The sequence below is a fragment of the Vibrio sp. Vb1337 genome, assembly GCF_033338715.1.
Taxonomy (GTDB): Bacteria; Pseudomonadota; Gammaproteobacteria; order Enterobacterales; family Vibrionaceae; genus Vibrio; species Vibrio alginolyticus.
The window spans coordinates 1-17,528 of sequence record NZ_JAWOTD010000008.1 but is presented as its reverse complement, the minus strand read 5'-3'; the positions used below and the strand labels follow the sequence as shown (position 1 = coordinate 17,528).

Sequence of the window (17,528 nt, the reverse complement as noted above, 5' to 3'; positions counted from 1 at the left end):
GGGAGTATTCCTCCGCATTTTTTTGAAAGAAGTATTTAATGAAAAGAGCAACTCAAGATAACAATTTCATCCGAATTTCTTCGCCATTCGGTAAAGATGCCATCATACTAAACTCGTTTGAGTATAGAGAAGAGATCTCAGAACTTTTTTCATTGCGTGCTAAAGCTTACTTTAATGATCAACGAAGTGAGTTAAACGAAATTATTGGTAAGGAAGTTACCATTACCCTTGAAAATAATGAGGATGTTTCTTCAAATCCTCGTTATATGCATGGTTATGTTTCTGCTGCAAGATTAGAAGGGAAAAGGGTTTTTAATACACATAAAGGCGAAAATTATAAAAACATAGAATTATTAATAGAGCCTAAATTACGTTTCGCTGAATATCGAAAAAATTGCAGAATATTTCAGTATAAAGATATAAAGGAAATTATCTCTGAAGTACTATCGGAGCATAGTGTTGCCTTTAGTTTTGAGCTAACCAAGTCCTATCCTAAATACACGTACAAAGTACAATATGAAGAATCAGATCTTGAATTTGTTCGACGTCTGTTATCGGAGGAGGGGCTATCATTTTGTTTTACACATACTAAGTCTGCCCATACGCTCAATATTTTTGATGACATCAGTTTTTATAAGCCGGGTACTGAGTTTTTAGTCGATTTTGATACAGGTACGGCGAAGTCTAGCCACATTTCTTCTTGGCATGAAACGCAAATTCTGACTACTAAAGCGAGTCAAAAGTCAGGCTATAACATGCTCAAGCCTTCTTCGAATCCTAAAAATACTGCAAAGGGTGAAAGTGATTTTTTTACAGTACCTGGAAGCGAGTATTTTGAATACATGGGTGAAATGGAGAGCAATGATCAATACGCACTGAGAAACACGCATGCAATAGAAGCACTACAGCAAAATGCATATTTGTGTCGTGGCGAGGCTACGTGCAGAACATTCAGTGTAGGCAAGTGCTTCAAGTTTAAAAAGCATGAAGATAAATCTCGAGTCGGCAAAGAATATGTACTGTCTTCTGTTTTTTTGTCTGCTGCTGTTTATAACCAGACTGGTCAAGGTGGGACCGGTGCGCAAGGTGTCAAAGTCTCGTTTAGTTGTGTTGACTCAAAGACAATCCTGCGTCCTTCAGTTAACTACCCGAAACCTCAGATGAAAGGTTTGCAAACCGCAGTAGTTACGGGGAACAAAGATGGTGAAATTTACATAGACAAACATGGCCGTATCAAAGTTCAGTTTCACTGGGACCGTGTTGGTAAATACGATGTAAATAGTTCATGTTGGATTCGTGTTGCGCAAAATATTGCAGGTAACGGATGGGGGTCGGTGTTTCACCCTAGAGTCGGACAAGAGGTCATCGTCGAGTTTGTCAACGGAGACCCTGATCAACCAATCGTAACGGGGTCACTATATAACGGTAGTCAACTCCCTCCTTACGCTTTACCAGAGCAAAGTTCTCAGAGTGGTTATAAATCACGCTCTGTACAAAAAGGTACATCCAATTTTAATGAGTTGCGCTTCGATGATAAGCCTGGTGAAGAGCACATTTATCTTCATGCTGAAAAACTGTTCCAAATGCTAGTTGAAGACTGTGTTGATATCGCCGTTGAAAACAGTAAAACCGAAAAAGTGACCAATGATGTTAATCAAGAGGTTGGTCAGAACGCGAGCTTGAAAGTAGGTAAAAACTTTTCGAATGAAACGGGTGAAGTACTGTCTTTTAATGCAGGAAAGAGCGTCGAGATCAAAGTAGGTGGTGCTTCTATTCAGATGTCTAGCTCTGGAGAAATCAATATCAAAGGTAATAAAATATCCATTAACGGCTCAGCTATTGCTCTTAAAGCTGGGCAAATTTCATTGAACTAAGGTGATTTAAAGTGGGTAAACCAGCCGCAATTTTGGGCAGCTTTCATCTTTGCCCTAAAAAAACAGGAAAGATACCGCATGTCGGTGGTCCCGTCGTTGTTGGTTCACCAAACGTAACGATTGGCGGGATACCTGCGGCAAGACAAGGCGACAAGCTTATTTGTATCGGTCCTCCGGATAGTATCTCAGCAGGTTCTTCTAGCGTAACAATCAACGGTAAACCAGCCGCGAGAGTCGGCGATTCAACGTCTCATGGTGGCAAAATTCTATCTGGTATGCCTACGGTTTTAATCGGAGGCTAGATGCCACTCGCATTTCAAACGCATCTTCTATCCTTTAATGGCCGTTCACACACCGTTCGCGAGATAGCTGATGATTCTTTTAGATTGTCCGAGGAAATCCGACCCCCTGACTTTGCTCAATCAATAGATGAGCATATATTAAGCCTCGTGCGCTCTGAGCGCGAGAGTCTTGAGCAAGCTGATATCAAGGGGAATCTCTGTGTTCTTTTACCATCTTCGGTAGACAAAAGTTTGCTTAAAGCATTGATAAGGGAGCTTTCTATTTTCGTTGACCAAACTGTCAATACTGAAATTTACTTTTATCCTTATGGCCAAGCTGCATTTTTGATGGCACTAAATCGGATAAATCGTGAAGTTAATGAAACGCAAGCGACTTGGATACTGGCTATAGAGGTTACGAGCGATGTAGAAGGGCATGTCAAACCTCAAAGCTCTATCATTTTAACCAAGTGTTTTTTTCGACATTCAGGTCTTGTGCCTGATGTTGTTCGAATTGATTTAGATGCCAAACAACAACGCATCGCCGTGGACAAAGTGTTTAAGCAATTAGGAGTAAGTTGTGAACATCCACTCAGTCAATTGTATTTATCCGTTAATGAGGAAGAACCGCAATGGTTAAACTCAATGCAATTCTTGTCTCCGTGGGTGACCGATCAAACTCAGTATCAATTTGTTGATATCAAACTTGGCGGATTGGGTGCATGTGGCGGCGTTTTAAAAGCGTTAGTGATTGATGAGCTTCAAAGAAGCAGCCCCTGCCCAGACTTTCACGTGTTGCAAGCCGACATCGAGCCAGATGGCTATGCGGTAGGAGTAATATACAATTGGCGTAGTGAATAGGTCTGGCTATTGCTTTTCCTTCTAGTAGCTGAGGTTTTAGTGATGCAAATGTTATGGGGGATTGACTCGAAACTGGCCCTTTAATGATGTTTGGACAATGACTAGGCGCAGCTTGCTTGTCAAAATAGCTTTGCTCACCGCGTTTTTACAGTGTTATTCTCGCTTTCTGATTAAATAGCCAGTCATAGAACACAAACCACATGAAAAGCTGTTCGACTCAAGATATCCTTACCGATATAAAATAACTTGAGTTTTGGCTTGTTCGAGATCCCACCCGTGACGCATTCCTTTTTATAAACGGTACATGGACTCTGACAGAAGCAAGCCTACTCATAGAATTGGCGGAAAGTGAATTCGAATGAAGTTTATCCACACCTCAGATTGGCATCTTGGTCGACAATTCCACAACGTATCACTACTCGAAGATCAACAAGCAGTACTCGAACAACTGATTAACTATATTGAACGCAACCCCGTCGATGCAGTTGTAGTGGCGGGAGATATCTATGACCGTTCGGTGCCACCAACGGTTGCAATAGAACTGTTAAATCGAGTCGTGAAACGCATTTGTACCGAGTTAGAAACACCAATGATATTGATATCTGGCAACCATGATGGTGCAGAAAGGTTAGGTTTCGGCTCAGAGCAAATGAAAAATGCAGGTCTTCATATTGTTAGCAACTTTGAAGATATGCTCACTCCCATCATCATAAAAACGGATTCTGGGGATGAGGTCGCGTTTTATGGTATGCCTTATAACGACCCTGAACAGGTCAGGTTTGCCTACAAAGCCTCGGTATCCACTCATGATGAGGCTCATCAATTGCTTGTTGAGCAAATTAAAGAGCGCTTTATCTCTAAGCAAAAGCGCGTACTCGTGAGTCACTGTTTTGTTGATGGGGCCATCGAGTCAGACTCTGAACGACCATTATCTATTGGTGGTTCTGATCGCGTGAGTCATGAACACTTCTTAGATTTTGACTACGTCGCACTTGGTCATTTGCATCAGCCTCAAAAGAAAGGCGCAGAGCATATCCGTTACTCTGGCTCTCCCATGAAGTATAGCTTTGGTGAACAGAACCAGAGAAAAGGTTTCACGTTAGTTGAACTGAACAAGAAAGGATTCGTTTCTGCAAAGCATATTGATCTTACGGCTCCTCATGAAATGCGTATTGTAGAGGGCGAGCTGGATAAAGTTATTGAGCAAGGAAAAACAGACCCTAAGAATGAAGATTATTTGTTAGTTCGTTTGATGGATAAACATGCGATTTTAAACCCAATGGAAAAACTTCGTTCAGTGTATCCAAACGTTTTACACCTTGAGAAACCTGGCATGTTAATTGGGGTAGAGCAGGAAATGGCGCAAGCAAAGTTGGCGCGAAGCGAAATTGATATGTTCCGAGATTTTTTTATTGAGGCGCAAGATAGCCAGTTGTCTAAAGAGCAAGAGCAAGCTGTTACTGACATTATTAAGCAATTATCACAGCAATAGGGACCAAAGATGAAACCAATTAAACTAATCATGCAAGCCTTTGGTCCGTTTGCAAAAACTGAAATCATTGATTTTGAGAAGCTTGGCAGTAACCCTCTATTTTTGATTAATGGTCCTACAGGTTCCGGTAAAACGTCGATCTTAGATGCCATTTGCTTCGCCCTTTATGGTGAAACCACAGGTAATGAGCGACAAGGTATTCAGATGCGGTGTGACTTATCCGCGCAAGATTTACCAACCGAAGTAGTTCTCGAATTTTCGTTACACGGCAAACAATACCGAGTTGTTCGATCCCCTGAGCAGAAAGCGCCCAAGGCCCGTGGTGAAGGGATGACGATTAAAAAGCACACTGCTGCTCTTTATGAACTCGGTGAGACTGAAACGCTTATCACCAGCAAGACGACTCAGGTTAAAACTGAAGTTAGCAATATTATTGGCTTGAATGAAACTCAATTTCGTCAAGTTATGGTGTTGCCTCAAGGAAAATTCCGAGAACTGTTGCTTGCTAGCTCTAAAGAGCGTGAAGAAATTTTTGGCCAACTCTTTCAAACTGACATATATAAAAAAATTGAGTACGCGCTCAAAGATAAAGCGAGTGCAATTAGTAAAGCGAAAGGCGAATTTGATAATCAAATTCGAGGTGCTTTACAAGTTGCAGAAGCGAGTTCTGAACAAGAACTATTACAACAACTGGAACAAGTAACTAAGCAATTAGAGTCTGATAAACAGAATGAGCAAGCAGCGTTAGATAAGCTCAATACTGCTAAATCTGAATTGCAAAAAGCGGAAACCTTGAATGGAGAGTTTTCGAAACGAGAGCAAGCAGAAAGCGCACTCAAGCTGCATCTAGAACACTCAGATTCGATAAAAGCTCGTCAACAGCAATTAGAAAACGCTAAAAATGCCAATAAGATAGAGTTGCCCTACGTCTCATTACAAAATGCAAAAGCTCAAACGCAAGAGCTTAGGCAAAAAATCGTAGCTTTGAAAGAGAGTCTCGAAAAAGCTCATGTCGTTGCGAGAGAACAAGAAAACTTGCAGCAAAGTGCAAAAGAGGCCGCGGCAAAGGTCCCGCAGTTAACGCAACTGCAGTATCAGCTTGAAAGTATGAAAAACAAGTTGGTCGAGAAAGACAATTTGGAAAGTAAAATAACGGCGGGTTATCAACAAAAACAACAATTTGAAGCAACGTTAAAACAGTACATAGAACTAAAAGATAAGTTAACGTTACAGGCCCAGCAGGGACAGAAGGAGCTAGAGAAAGCACGAGTTGATGTTGCGCTTATTGGCAGCATCGATGCGGAAATAAAACAAAAACAACGGCTGCTACAGGATCTAAAAAAGCTGCATGATCTTACTTTAGAGCTCTCTAAACTCAATGCGCTAACTGTAGGTAAGCAGCAGTCACTAAACGAAGCCAGTCAGCGCTATATGCAGTGTCAACAAGACGCTGATACGATAGAGCTTAAGTGGCACAACGCTCAAGCAGCAGTATTAGCGCAGCGACTAAAAGCAGGTGAAGCATGCCCGGTGTGTGGTAGCGAAACGCATCCTAACCCCGCAACGTTTGTTGAAGAAGCCGTTACAAAAGAGCAAGTTCAGGCGGCTAGAGCGAAAGAGCGAGAAGCTCAAACCTTGTTGAACCAACTAAGCAATCAGCTAGAACAACATAACGTTGTCATTAGTCAGTATCAGAATCAGTGTAACCAGTTGAAAGAGGAGTTGGGTGAGTATGCTACATCTGAGATCTCGACGGTTCAAAATGATTTGCAAGCGCTTAATGCTCAACTCCTACGTCTACAAGCTATTGATATTGAAAAACTAGAAAGGAACGTTGAACAGCTTAATCAACGCTGCGTCGTGGGTGAAAATAAAATTTATGAGCTGCAGAATAAAATGGCGGCAAATGAATCAACCGTTAAAGCGAACCAAGAACAATTGGCTCAATTACACGCTTCTATTGACCCAAAATACAGTTCCGCTGACTTGCTTGAACGTGAAATTTTGCTGACAAAAGAGCAAATTCTGAGTTTGAACACAGGCTTAGAAAAGGCGCAAACCGCTTTGCAGCAAGCGATATTGGAGAAATCAAATGCGGAAAGTCACTTAGCGACGAACAAGCAGTGGTTATCTGAGTCAGAGCAAAAACTTAGCCAAGCAGAATTAGCGTGGAATGAGGCACTACAGGCGAGTAAATTTGAGGATGAAAGCCATTATCTAAGTAGTCGAGTGGGAGATGATGAACTTCAAGCCTGGCAGCAAGAAATAGACAGTTTCAAACAGGCACAAACCAAGCTTGAGCAAACACTACATGATTTAAATCATGCATTGAAAGATCTTGAAAGGCCTAATTTGGAGTCGTTTAACGACAGGTTAACCACTCTGCAGGCGCAATATATTGAAGTAAGGAATCAACTTGATACCACACGCTCAATATTTGAACGTCTTAAAAAGGTTCGTAAAGATATTGCCGTGTTGCATGAGAAAAATAGTAAGTTAGAAAAAGAATACAAAGTCTTTGGTACGTTGTACGACGTTGCTAGCGGTAAAACAGGCAGCAGGGTTAGCCTACATCGCTTTGTTCTTGGTGTACTGTTGGATGATGTGCTGATTCAGGCCTCTCAACGCTTAAGCCTTATGAGTAAAGGGCGCTATATTCTTGCTCGAAAAACAGAGGGCTTCAAAGGCGCAGCGGGTCGCGGCTTAGATTTAATGGTTGAAGATGGCTACACAGGAAAAACGCGTGATGTTGCGACACTTTCCGGCGGTGAATCATTTATGGCAGCGCTTGCTCTGGCACTTGGTTTGTCGGATGTTGTGCAATCCTATAGTGGCGGTATCCGTTTAGACACTTTATTTATTGATGAGGGCTTCGGTAGTTTAGACCCAGAGTCTTTAGATCTTGCTATTCAAACGCTAGTGGACTTGCAACAGACTGGGCGCATGATCGGTGTTATTTCTCACGTTTCTGAGCTGAAAGAGCAAATGGCGCAGAGGATTGATGTTGAACCATCAAGACTTGGTTCAACGGTGTCGATTAAATCTCAATGTCGCTTCGCTGTCTAATTCAGTGATTACTGTTAGATCAAAAAGCCCCTATTGTTAGGGGCTTTCTGACTAAGTCGCTACTGTTCGCAAAAGTGGCCTTCTTTTGGCGATTGGGTAATCGCATATTCGCCATCGAGGTTGCGATAAACAATCGTGTTCCAAACAGAGCCATCATCCAATTCAAACTCAATAGCATAGTTGACGCCGCTAACGATTTGCGCGTGAACATTCAGTATTTGTTTAAACGACGCTATTGTGTCCATTTTCTTTAAAACAAAGGCCATTGCCTTTTGTGCATCAGGGGTCGCGTTAAACTCATTCCACCCACCTGGCATGTTTCCTTGTGCATTACATACATCTGCCGAGGTCGTTAATTGTGTCGTTTCGCTCGGCTTTTCCTGCTGACAACCTGCAAGTAACACCAAAAGTGCACAAACTGACACTGTTTTTAATTTCATAACAATAACCTCTGTCTATAACGCAACGTATTATAGGAGGGTGATATGCCTACGAATGTCTATGTTGTGCAAAGTTTCTATATGCATAGGGTTAAATGCTGACAAAATGTACAATCATGGTCAGCTTGTAAGTCAAAAATAGAGCAATCTTGTTATCGATTTGCTGAGATGACGAGGTTTCGGTGTTCAGCGCGCTATTGATGATGAAGAATTGTGATGTGTACCTATGAGGGCGATGGTGCGGCTTAGTGATCGATTTGTTATCTTCTAGAGTAAAATCAATCACTAATTAAAATTTAGGTGTTGTATGAAATCGATAAAAATATTTTTACTTTTGTCACTTGCAACTTTATTTGGTTGTACTTCGAAGCCGGATGGGGTGGAACCCGTCAATAATTTCGATTTAGAGCCATATCTAGGTAAGTGGTACGAAATTGCACGCCTAGACCATTCATTTGAGCGAGGCTTATCCAACGTTACCGCTGAGTATCAGGTTCGCGAGGATGGTGGGGTTAAGGTGATAAACCGTGGATATTCCGAAGAAGAGCGACAGTGGTCAGAAGCTGAAGGCAAAGCTTATTTTGTTGAAGATAAAACGGTTGGACACTTAAAGGTTTCCTTTTTTGGGCCAATATACTCTTCTTACATTGTTTTTGAGCTAGGTGAAAACTATGACTATGCGTTTGTTTCCGGTTACAACCACGACTATTTGTGGCTATTGTCTAGAACGCCTAACGTTGATGAGAAAGTAGTGGAGCGCTTTAAGTACGTAGCTAAAGAGAAAGGTTTCGCTATCGACGAGCTCATTTTTGTTGAACAAGAGAAACAAAGACAACTTTAAGTTCATCAGCGTGGCTGAAAAAGCGGACAGAGGGGAAGCTTCCTAATTAAGAGCTCAGTTTGTCATTTCGCTTAACAGTAATTTGTTACGGCGTAACTTAATGTGGTCAAAATGGATATAGCCCCATCATTTGTGATTACTCGTGATGGGGCTTATATAAATTTGAGTGAGCGTCGAAAGGTTGCTCTATCAACAAACGGTTATGGTTTACTTAATCAAACGAACGATCAGGGAACCTGGTGCTCGAATAGATTCAACATTGTGGCTAAGTACTGTGCCGCTTGTTGGGGCGGTGTAGCGTTTAATCTCAGCGCCAAAGTTGTCGTATTGAATCGCAAGAAGTTGGCCTTGCTCGACAAAATTCATCAAACTGACATGAGGCAGTACAAAGCCGCCGTGTGTCGCTTTCACACTGACGATTTCGTTTCCTTCCAAGCATGACGTAATAGGGTCCATATCACCTTCAACAATGCTATGCTTTTTCAGCACATTAAAAATGCCTGTTACAGTTCGACTGATAAGTTCTTGCTCGGTGTATCGCCCCATACCTACTTCAACAGTAATACTTGGGACACCATGGTTATTCCAGACCGTTTCAAGGACGCCAGCATCTCCAGGATCATTTAAAATCGCATCAGGATTAATGAGGCGAGCCATTTCTAATGATTGCTCGATTCGGAAATCTGCAAACACGTAAAGTGGATAGGCCGCACCACTGGTTTGAGTGTGAAGGTCAATGGCTAAATCAGCATTTGGCTTGAGCAAATCATTCCACAATGCATATAAGTAACGTTGGGCCTCATTGCCGTTTTGGTCACCAGGAAAAAAGCGGTTTAAGTTTGCAGGAGACGCATCAGGGTCTGCGGAATAGAAATCGCGGCTGTGGTTTAGCATACCAGGCATGTTAATGGTTGGAACAATAGTGACAGTACCAGCGACTTCAGTGCCGATGAGCTCTCGAGCAGTTTTCTGCGCTGCTAACACACCATTGTACTCATCACCATGAACCCCTGCGGTAATCATGATCTTCTTGCCAGGTTTTTCACCTTTGAACACTAGCACAGGTAGGTGTTGCCACTGAGAGAGAGCATTCGTTGCGATGCGAAACCAAAACTTATGCTCGCCCGAATTTAGGTCTGCTACATTGAGAGATTGAATCACTTGATGACCTTGAATCACGTCATCGAGAAATTGTGTTGCCATTAAAGTTACCACTCCAAAACCATAAGCTAATCTAAAACCTTAGCGTCGTCATACCATGAATATTAATAAGGCGAGAACATGTCTCGCCTTAATTACCAATTGGCTTCGTTTTACGCAAAACCCATAATATGAGCTGCGATAACGACGATACTTGATAGGGTAAAGAGTAATAGAATAAATCGCCAGCAGAATTTTGCCCAGTCACCCCAGTCGATACGGCAGACACCAAGCGTTGCCATGAGAGATGCCGAAGTAGGGACGATAACGTTAGTAAAGCCATCGCCAAGTTGGAATGACAAAACTGCCACTTGGCGCGTAACGCCTGCAATGTCTGCCAGAGGGGCCAGTAGAGGCATCGTTAGTGCCGCTTGTCCAGAGCCCGAAGTGACGAAGAAGTTGAAGATAGATTGGAATACATACATTAACCATGCCGCAGCCACGTCAGGAAGCCCGCTAATCACGCCGCCAGCACTGTTTAGAATTGAGTTCAGTACACTCGCTTCATCAGTTGTACCACCACCAAGGATCAACAATACACCTTTTGCACAACCCACTAACAGGGCAGGTGCAAGCATAATAGCTGCACCTTCTTTAAATGCATCAGCTGCGCAGTTTAGCGTCATACCGTTCAGGCGGAAAATCGTACCGATGATCGCGACAACAAAGCCCATAGTGAAAAATTGAGACGCGATTTCTGGGATGTACCATGCGTTAGCGACTACGCCCCAAACGACCCACACCGTGGTCGCAATAACCGTAAGGATAACGAGTGTGTCACCTAGGTTCCAACGAGAATCTTGATTGCCAAGCTCTTGCTGACGGAAATACTGGTCTGTGCGATGGCTGTAAGAAAGTTTAGGATTTGACTTCACACGAGCGGCGTAGATCATTGTGAAAGCGATACCGATTAACGTAAAGCCAGCCCATAACCCCATGCGTACTGTCATGCCGGATAAAACAGGTACACCCGCAATGCCTTGCGCAATAGCTACGGAAAAAGGGTTCATCCAAGAAGTAGCGAAGCCAATTTGAGTCGCAACATAGGTAACCATTACCGTAGTGATACCATCATAACCAAGGCGAACCATAAGCGGCGCGATAATAATCGCAAACGCTACGGCTTCTTCACCCATACCAAATACCGCACCGCCTAGCGAGAACAGCAAAAATAGCACTGGAATGAATAGCGCTTCGTTACCTTTGGTCTTATCGATAAGGCGCAGGATACCGTTATCGATTGTGCCTGTGCGCATTACAACGCCGAAAGCACCGCCGATAACCAACATGAACATAATCACGCCGATTGCGCTGCCCCATTTAGAGCCAGAAACTAGCCCTTCGAAAGGGAAGTTCATCAGACCAATGCCACCACCAGAAGCAAACAGGCCAACCTTGTTGTAAACCAGTTCACCGTTTTCGTCGGTTGCATAAGAGAAAGAAGAAGGATCGATAACTGTGCGAGTTTTTTCTGCACCGTCGACCATGTAGGTCACCTGTTGGCTATCAAAATGACCAGCAGGAATTAAGTAGGTAAGAATCGCAGCAAGAATACCAACAATGAAGATCAAAATGAGGGTATCTGGCATCTGCCACGACTTAGGGGTAGCAACCGAGTCTGCTGGTTGCGCATGTGTGTGAGACATAACTTACTTCACGTCAAATTCAATAAAGCATGAAATATCGATAAAATAGAATAAAAAGTCAATATTAATGCTTACGTTGAACTATAAATTCATCAAATATTTGAAGTGAAGTTAATTTGATTGTTTTGTGGTCAAATATTGGGTTAATGTTTCAATATGCGTTGAGTTTGGATGATTCACGAGCTTTCATAGTACATCTACAGGTGATCTAATCACTTGATTTCCGACTGTTCTGCATAAAAAGCAGCGACATCACGAAGGTCTCCATCATTTAACATTTTTAACTGTGCTGCCATCATTTCTGCAAGTGGCCCTTTACGCTCACCGGCTTGGTAAGATTTCATTGCATTGTAAAGGTACTGAGCATTTTGACCAGCAAGGCTTGGATAGGTGTTGTTCGTTGCGATGCCTGTAACACCGTGGCAATAGACACAGCTAGGTGATTTGCTTTTACCTTTATCAGCATCACCAAACGGTTCGGCATAGATAGCGGAAGAGAAAATAAAAGAGATTAAAAGTACAAATCTGAGCATGGAGGTTATCTATTCGCTAAAAATCATGCCGATACAATAAAGCTTCCCCTTAGGGGAAGCTCAATGATCAAAATCAAATTAAAGTAGAGATTTTATACTTGATAAGAAAGTGTCGATGTCTTTCGCTGAAATATCTTTATGAGTTACAAAACGAATTGGATTTCCAAGGGTTATCGTGATGTTTTGTTCCTTTAGTTTCGCAGCGATACTTACTATGTCCACTTGAGGATCAAGCTTCGCGAACACGATGTTCGTTTGAACAAATTCAGGGTTGACTGAAAAACCAGGCAGTTCTGCTAAACCTTCCGCTAAGGTTTTTGCGTTGATGTGATCTTGTTTTAGCTGTTCCACTTGTTCGGTAAGGGCAAGTTTGCCTGCTGCGGCAAGAATACCCGCTTGACGCATACCACCGCCGACCATCTTTCTTAAGCGACGTGCTTTTGCGATGTAGTCTTTGCTACCAAGCAGTAGCGAGCCAACAGGGGCAGCCAGACCTTTCGACAGACAGATCGTCATTGAATCAAAGTACTGACCGATCTCTTTTACCGGAACATCAAGTGCAACGGCTGCGTTAAAAACGCGAGCGCCATCTAGATGCATCTGCAAGTTATGTTTATTCACGAAGTCACGTGCTTCTGCTAAGTAAGACAGAGGTAGTACTTTACCATTAATTGTGTTTTCTAAGCTGAGAAGCTTAGTGCGAGCAAAGTGACAATCATCTGGTTTAATCGCAGCAGCCAGTTTATCAAATGGTAGCGTGCCATCTGGGTTATTTTCGACTGGTTGAGGTTGAATTGATCCCAAAACCGCCGCGCCACCAGCTTCGTATTTGTAGTTATGTGCTTGTTGCCCACATAGATATTCATCTCCCCGCTCGCAATGCGCCATTAAACCGAGCAGATTGGCTTGAGTGCCTGAAGTGGTAAACAAAGCTGCTTCGAAACCAGCAAGCTGCGCAGCAAATTTTTCAAGCTCATTGACCGTAGGGTCATCACCATAAACATCATCCCCAACGGGGGCCTTAAACATGGCTTCTCGCATGGCTTGGGTGGGCTGTGTAACGGTATCTGATCGAAAATCCATGAATGTCTCCTTGGTCAAAGTCCTAAATATATCCGCAAAGGCGCGCTTTGCTTAAGCAAGCGATCGTTTTGGCATCGGTGATCGTGCCATCGACAATCTTTTCTTCGAGTTGCTTGATTGACAAGGTGACGACCTCAATCACTTCGTCTTCATCGCACTCGTAACGGTTTGTTTTATTGAGCTTTTCGGCAACAAATAGATACTGTATCTCATCACAAAATCCGGCAAGAGGGGTGACTTGGCCGAGAGACGTGAATTTCTCTGCACTAAACCCAGTTTCTTCCTCTAACTCTCTTTTGGCGCAGCAGAGCGGCTCTTCGTTGCCTTCCCTGGTACCAGCAGGAAGTTCCAATAGCCATTTATTAAGTGAAGGCCGAAATTGGTGGACAAGGACAACCTCACCCTCCGCTGTAATAGGGAGAATCACTGCAGCGCCCGGATGATGGATTGTAGTGTGCGTAATTGCCTGTCCTGTAGGAAGCATAACGTCTTCTTCAATCAGAGAAATTTGCTTCCATTTATAAATTATCTTGCTCATGCAGTTATGAACCCTAGCTGTTACCGCATTTTTGACGTTTTTCGACATTAACCACAAATGGTGGGAAACAAAAGCAAAAAATACTGCAACACGACGAAAGCGTTTGCACTTTAAGTGAGCAATGTCTCATAAATGGAAACTTTGATTGCTTCGTCAAGAAGGGGAAAAGCATCTGCTATAAGAGGAATTCGACAAAATACATTTGTAACAAAGTTATAACAAGTGTATAAAAATGTTAACGCAATACCACTTCAGCAGCCGGAGAACGTATGACACAAACCTTATTTGCCTCAAATGCCGAAAAAGCGCTTCTCTCAGAACGCATCAATAAATTGGCGAAAGCGTTAACGGATGGCGTTTATGAGCGTGAACATACGATCAAGCTCTGCCTTCTTGCTGCACTTGCTGGTGAAAGTGTTTTTCTTTTAGGTCCGCCTGGTATTGCAAAAAGCTTAATTGCCAAACGACTCATCCAAGCGTTCGATAACAGCAGTTACTTCGAATACCTGATGACGCGCTTCTCAACCCCTGAAGAGGTGTTTGGGCCACTGAGTATCCAAGAGCTAAAAGACAACGGCCGTTATGTTCGCTTAACTAAAGGGTATTTGCCAACTGCACAAGTCGTATTTTTGGATGAAATCTGGAAGGCGGGCCCTGCAATTCTTAATACATTGCTGACAGTGGTTAATGAGAAAACATTCAAAAATGGCAGCGATATAGAGCGTGTGCCAATGCGCTTGTTGGTATCGGCTTCCAATGAATTACCCGATGAAGATAGTGGATTGGATGCGCTCTACGACCGCATGTTGGTGCGTGTGTTTGTGAATCGAATTCAGAATAAACAAAACTTTAAGTCGATGTTGACTGTGGGCACATCGCAAGAGGCACAAGTACCAGAAGGCCTAGCGATAACTGATGAAGAATATCATCAATGGCAACAACAGCTCGACAAATTGACGTTAACCGACAATGCATTCGAAAAGCTTTTCCAGCTTAAAACGATGTTAGAAAGCAAAGTTGAAGCTCAGTTTGGTGATGTGGCCAATACCGATATGTATGTCTCTGACCGCCGCTGGAAGAAAGCCGTGAAGTTGTTAAAAGCGAGCGCGTTTTTTAATGGTCGCGATGAAATAAATCCGCTTGACCTTCTACTGCTGCAAGATTGTTTATGGAACAGTCCTGAATCGCGAGATGTGGTACGTGAAGTGGTTCAAGAGTTCGCCTTAAAACATGCATTTGATCAACAAGACGCGGAGCAGGAAATTGAGTACTGCCGAGAGTCTTTGGTTGATGTTCAACATGAACTTGAAGATGCCTACCGCATGACGTTAACGTCTGAAGCGGCAACGGGCATTTTGCGTAAAGAAACCATGCGCTTTGATACCTCTAAAGCCAAGATGTACAAAGTTGGCGCAGCCGTTAACTTAGTTAAATTGGTTGTCTTGCAAAGCAACATGTCGGTTTCAGAATCAGAAAAAGGTGATAGCCGCTGGGTTTATGTACCCAAAGATGAGTTAGATCGAGTCATTAAAGAGGGAAGCGGTGATGTGTATGGTTACGTCAATCAAAACACCAACATGTGCCGTTTACGATTTGATGTTGACGCGGCGAATAACCTAGTTATCCGTGATATCGCGAACCGAGGCATTTTGGTTAGCCTAGTGACTCAAGAGGGCTTGGATGTAGAGCTTTACCAAAAGTGGTTAACGCAGAGCGAAAAAGCCGTAAATCAGCTTAGTGAGGCAGAACACCATATGCGCAAGGTGAAAGCGAACTTTCATGATGCGCTTCCGCATAGCTTTGTTGATCCTGAACTACCCCGCCTAATGGAGTCGAGTCTGCAACAGGTCAGTCAGAGACTTGAATCAATCCAAGCAGAAAGTGAAAAAGTTATCCAACGCTTTAAAAACTTAAATCAGTTTTTCTCATAAGGAGACGACATGCTAGGTGCAGACGGACTTAACCTCGCGCTGATGGTGGCCGACTCCGGCATCATCGATAGCGCAGTTAATGATTTGATGGCTCGTTCACAAGTCATGATGATGGCAGAAAACCGAGGTGTTAAATCTTCGGTCAAAGGTCACTTGTTAAAGTGGCGAGGCAGCGTCAAAAAACGGATCACCAAGGTATGTGAGACAGAGCGTTTCCAACAAGAGCTGTCTTTATATCAAGAGGTTATTCATTGGGATGAAGAGGCGTTTTTTGAAAACATCGAAGATGTGATTAAAAAGCTGGAATGGCACTCTGCGTTTTACATGCAAGCTCGCCGAATGATGGAAAAGAACAAAGGGATGAATAACCCTATGTTCCCTCATTACTTTTGTGATCAATGGTACAAAAGCCTCACCGATGCTATAAAACAAGCGCAAGTAAGCGAGCTTGAAGCCAATAAAGAAAAGGTGCTGAATGACCTGTATCAACGTATGGAAACCATGCGTAATATGGATAAAGTCACGGAGTCGGGTGACGCTGAAAGTGTAGGGCGCCTGTGGGATATGGCATCTGCCAAGTTGAGTAAAACAGACTTAACGGTGATGAAGCGCCATGCTGAGTTTCTGAAGAAGCACCAAGGCTTGCAAGAAATTGCGGAGCAACTCGGTCGTATGGCGGGGCAAGTAAATGATCCTGAACTAAATCGTGCGCCCACTGAAGAACTTCAATTGGTCGAAGAGAAAAGTGATGAGGCGACGGATGATATTGTCGGTATTCACGAAAGCGATGATCTAAATAAGCTACTTCCCAACGAAACGATGTTTTTGGCGTATCCTGAACTTGAAGTTGTGTTCTATAAACACTTAGTTGATAAACGGCTCATGAACTATCGTACACAAGGCAAATCGCGCACGTTACGTAAAGTTAAAGCTCACCGACCTGACCATAAAGCGGTAGATATCGAAAAAGGCCCCTTCATTGTTTGTGTGGACGCGTCCGGTTCCATGAGTGGCTTTCCTGAGCAATGCGCCAAAGCCATGGCTTATGCTCTGATGCAAATCGCACTAGCGGAGCAACGTGATTGCTATGTCATTATTTTTTCTACGGAACACATTACCTACGAACTAACCAAACAAGATGGTCTGCGCGAGGCGGCGGACTTTCTAACTTATAGCTTCCATGGTGGTACAGACTTAGAGCCAACTTTGATTAAATCTATCGACTTGATGAGCGGTGATAAATATAAAAACGCAGACATGGTAGTCATTTCCGACTTTATCGCGCCAAAACAACAAGACGAGTTACTGGCCAAAGTGGATGCGCTCAAAGCGAAGAAAAACCGTTTTCACGCGATTAGCTTATCGAAATACGGAAATCCTGCATTAATGTCGATGTTTGATCACACTTGGTCTTATCACCCTAATGTTGTGGGAAGATTGCTAAAAAGGGTCAGCAACTATTAAACGCCTTAATGTTTCATGGGACAAAACGAACTGAAAGCGAGATTTATATTGCTTCGTTTTAAGCCAATAAGATCGAACTTTGGTCGAATTGACTTAAAAGAAATCAAACGAACAGAAAATGAAATATTTTTGTTTGACTATCTTCTCTCAATCCGTAAAGTAGCCACCAACGCAACGGGGTAGAGCCCTGAAGCGTAATAAAAAGGCGCCTTGGCAGAGTGGCTATGCAGCGGATTGCAAATCCGTGGACCTCGGTTCGACTCCGGGAGGCGCCTCCA

14 protein-coding genes and 1 tRNA gene are annotated in these 17,528 nt (G+C 43.1%); 9 read left to right on the top strand and 6 right to left on the bottom strand.

Annotation, left to right across the window (positions count from 1 at the left end; translation table 11 throughout):
- The first annotated feature begins 38 nt into the window (after window positions 1-38).
- The 5 genes from tssI (at window position 39) to R7E42_RS10800 (ending at window position 7,574) form a co-directional block, all read left to right on the top strand.
- The gene (gene tssI, locus R7E42_RS10820) at window positions 39-1,874 is read left to right on the top strand and encodes a type VI secretion system tip protein TssI/VgrG (protein WP_318072650.1); all 1,836 of its coding nucleotides are present in this window, start codon (window positions 39-41) and stop codon (window positions 1,872-1,874) included.
- Window positions 1,875-1,885: 11 nt separating this feature from the next.
- Window positions 1,886-2,176 carry a PAAR domain-containing protein gene (locus tag R7E42_RS10815; RefSeq protein ID WP_005375969.1) on the top strand — a complete coding sequence of 97 codons (291 nt, stop codon included), beginning with the start codon at window positions 1,886-1,888 and terminating at the stop codon, window positions 2,174-2,176.
- The gene (locus tag R7E42_RS10810) at window positions 2,177-3,016 is read left to right on the top strand and encodes an NAD/NADP transhydrogenase subunit beta (protein ID WP_318072649.1); all 840 of its coding nucleotides are present in this window, start codon (window positions 2,177-2,179) and stop codon (window positions 3,014-3,016) included.
- Window positions 3,017-3,374: 358 nt separating this feature from the next.
- On the top strand, window positions 3,375-4,508 hold the full coding sequence (locus R7E42_RS10805; protein WP_213970842.1) for an exonuclease SbcCD subunit D: 1,134 nt from the start codon (window positions 3,375-3,377) through the stop codon (window positions 4,506-4,508).
- Between the two features lie 9 nt (window positions 4,509-4,517).
- Window positions 4,518-7,574 carry an SMC family ATPase gene (locus R7E42_RS10800; protein ID WP_318072648.1) on the top strand — a complete coding sequence of 1,019 codons (3,057 nt, stop codon included), beginning with the start codon at window positions 4,518-4,520 and terminating at the stop codon, window positions 7,572-7,574.
- Window positions 7,575-7,633: 59 nt separating this feature from the next.
- On the opposite strand, the gene R7E42_RS10795 is transcribed toward R7E42_RS10800, so the two are convergent.
- The gene (locus tag R7E42_RS10795; RefSeq protein WP_005387498.1) at window positions 7,634-8,014 is read right to left on the bottom strand and encodes a cystatin domain-containing protein; all 381 of its coding nucleotides are present in this window, start codon (window positions 8,012-8,014) and stop codon (window positions 7,634-7,636) included.
- 307 nt (window positions 8,015-8,321) lie between these two features.
- On the opposite strand from R7E42_RS10795, the gene R7E42_RS10790 reads away from it, so the two are divergent.
- Complete coding sequence (locus R7E42_RS10790) at window positions 8,322-8,855, top strand: lipocalin family protein (protein WP_017820207.1); 534 nt, start codon at window positions 8,322-8,324, stop codon at window positions 8,853-8,855.
- 207 nt (window positions 8,856-9,062) lie between these two features.
- Here R7E42_RS10790 and R7E42_RS10785 read toward each other — a convergent pair whose 3' ends face one another.
- The 5 genes from R7E42_RS10785 to R7E42_RS10765 form a co-directional block, all read right to left on the bottom strand.
- The gene (locus tag R7E42_RS10785) at window positions 9,063-10,058 is read right to left on the bottom strand and encodes a succinylglutamate desuccinylase/aspartoacylase family protein (RefSeq protein WP_005387494.1); all 996 of its coding nucleotides are present in this window, start codon (window positions 10,056-10,058) and stop codon (window positions 9,063-9,065) included.
- A 110-nt stretch (window positions 10,059-10,168) separates the two neighbouring features.
- Window positions 10,169-11,701 (bottom strand): putative basic amino acid antiporter YfcC, encoded by a 1,533-nt coding sequence (yfcC, locus tag R7E42_RS10780; protein WP_005387492.1) that lies wholly within the window; start codon window positions 11,699-11,701, stop codon window positions 10,169-10,171.
- A gap of 212 nt (window positions 11,702-11,913) precedes the next feature.
- Complete coding sequence (locus tag R7E42_RS10775; RefSeq protein WP_005389998.1) at window positions 11,914-12,234, bottom strand: c-type cytochrome; 321 nt, start codon at window positions 12,232-12,234, stop codon at window positions 11,914-11,916.
- Window positions 12,235-12,312: 78 nt separating this feature from the next.
- On the bottom strand, window positions 12,313-13,317 hold the full coding sequence (ltaE, locus tag R7E42_RS10770) for a low-specificity L-threonine aldolase (protein ID WP_318072647.1): 1,005 nt from the start codon (window positions 13,315-13,317) through the stop codon (window positions 12,313-12,315).
- 22 nt (window positions 13,318-13,339) lie between these two features.
- A complete protein-coding gene (locus R7E42_RS10765; RefSeq protein ID WP_031781375.1) occupies window positions 13,340-13,855 on the bottom strand; it encodes an NUDIX hydrolase in 516 nt (171 codons plus the stop codon).
- 269 nt (window positions 13,856-14,124) lie between these two features.
- On the opposite strand from R7E42_RS10765, the gene R7E42_RS10760 reads away from it, so the two are divergent.
- From R7E42_RS10760 to R7E42_RS10750, 3 genes are all read left to right on the top strand, one after another.
- Window positions 14,125-15,786: an ATPase RavA domain-containing protein gene (locus R7E42_RS10760; RefSeq protein ID WP_054576741.1), complete on the top strand. Its 1,662-nt coding sequence runs from the start codon at window positions 14,125-14,127 to the stop codon at window positions 15,784-15,786.
- Between the two features lie 9 nt (window positions 15,787-15,795).
- On the top strand, window positions 15,796-17,250 hold the full coding sequence (viaA, locus tag R7E42_RS10755; protein ID WP_005375981.1) for an ATPase RavA stimulator ViaA: 1,455 nt from the start codon (window positions 15,796-15,798) through the stop codon (window positions 17,248-17,250).
- A gap of 204 nt (window positions 17,251-17,454) precedes the next feature.
- Window positions 17,455-17,528: transfer RNA gene (locus tag R7E42_RS10750), tRNA-Cys, on the top strand.

Bases quoted from the DNA above. Each gene is read 5' to 3' on its own strand.
- tssI (WP_318072650.1), top strand. From the start codon at position 39: ATGAAAAGAGCAACTCAAGATAACAATTTCATCCGAATTTCTTCGCCA.
- R7E42_RS10810 (WP_318072649.1), top strand. From the start codon at position 2,177: ATGCCACTCGCATTTCAAACGCATCTTCTATCCTTTAATGGCCGTTCA.
- R7E42_RS10805 (WP_213970842.1), top strand. From the start codon at position 3,375: ATGAAGTTTATCCACACCTCAGATTGGCATCTTGGTCGACAATTCCAC.
- R7E42_RS10800 (WP_318072648.1), top strand. From the start codon at position 4,518: ATGAAACCAATTAAACTAATCATGCAAGCCTTTGGTCCGTTTGCAAAA.
- R7E42_RS10795 (WP_005387498.1), bottom strand. From the start codon at position 8,014: ATGAAATTAAAAACAGTGTCAGTTTGTGCACTTTTGGTGTTACTTGCA.
- R7E42_RS10790 (WP_017820207.1), top strand. From the start codon at position 8,322: ATGAAATCGATAAAAATATTTTTACTTTTGTCACTTGCAACTTTATTT.
- R7E42_RS10785 (WP_005387494.1), bottom strand. From the start codon at position 10,058: ATGGCAACACAATTTCTCGATGACGTGATTCAAGGTCATCAAGTGATT.
- yfcC (WP_005387492.1), bottom strand. From the start codon at position 11,701: ATGTCTCACACACATGCGCAACCAGCAGACTCGGTTGCTACCCCTAAG.
- R7E42_RS10775 (WP_005389998.1), bottom strand. From the start codon at position 12,234: ATGCTCAGATTTGTACTTTTAATCTCTTTTATTTTCTCTTCCGCTATC.
- ltaE (WP_318072647.1), bottom strand. From the start codon at position 13,317: ATGGATTTTCGATCAGATACCGTTACACAGCCCACCCAAGCCATGCGA.
- R7E42_RS10765 (WP_031781375.1), bottom strand. From the start codon at position 13,855: ATGAGCAAGATAATTTATAAATGGAAGCAAATTTCTCTGATTGAAGAA.
- R7E42_RS10760 (WP_054576741.1), top strand. From the start codon at position 14,125: ATGACACAAACCTTATTTGCCTCAAATGCCGAAAAAGCGCTTCTCTCA.
- viaA (WP_005375981.1), top strand. From the start codon at position 15,796: ATGCTAGGTGCAGACGGACTTAACCTCGCGCTGATGGTGGCCGACTCC.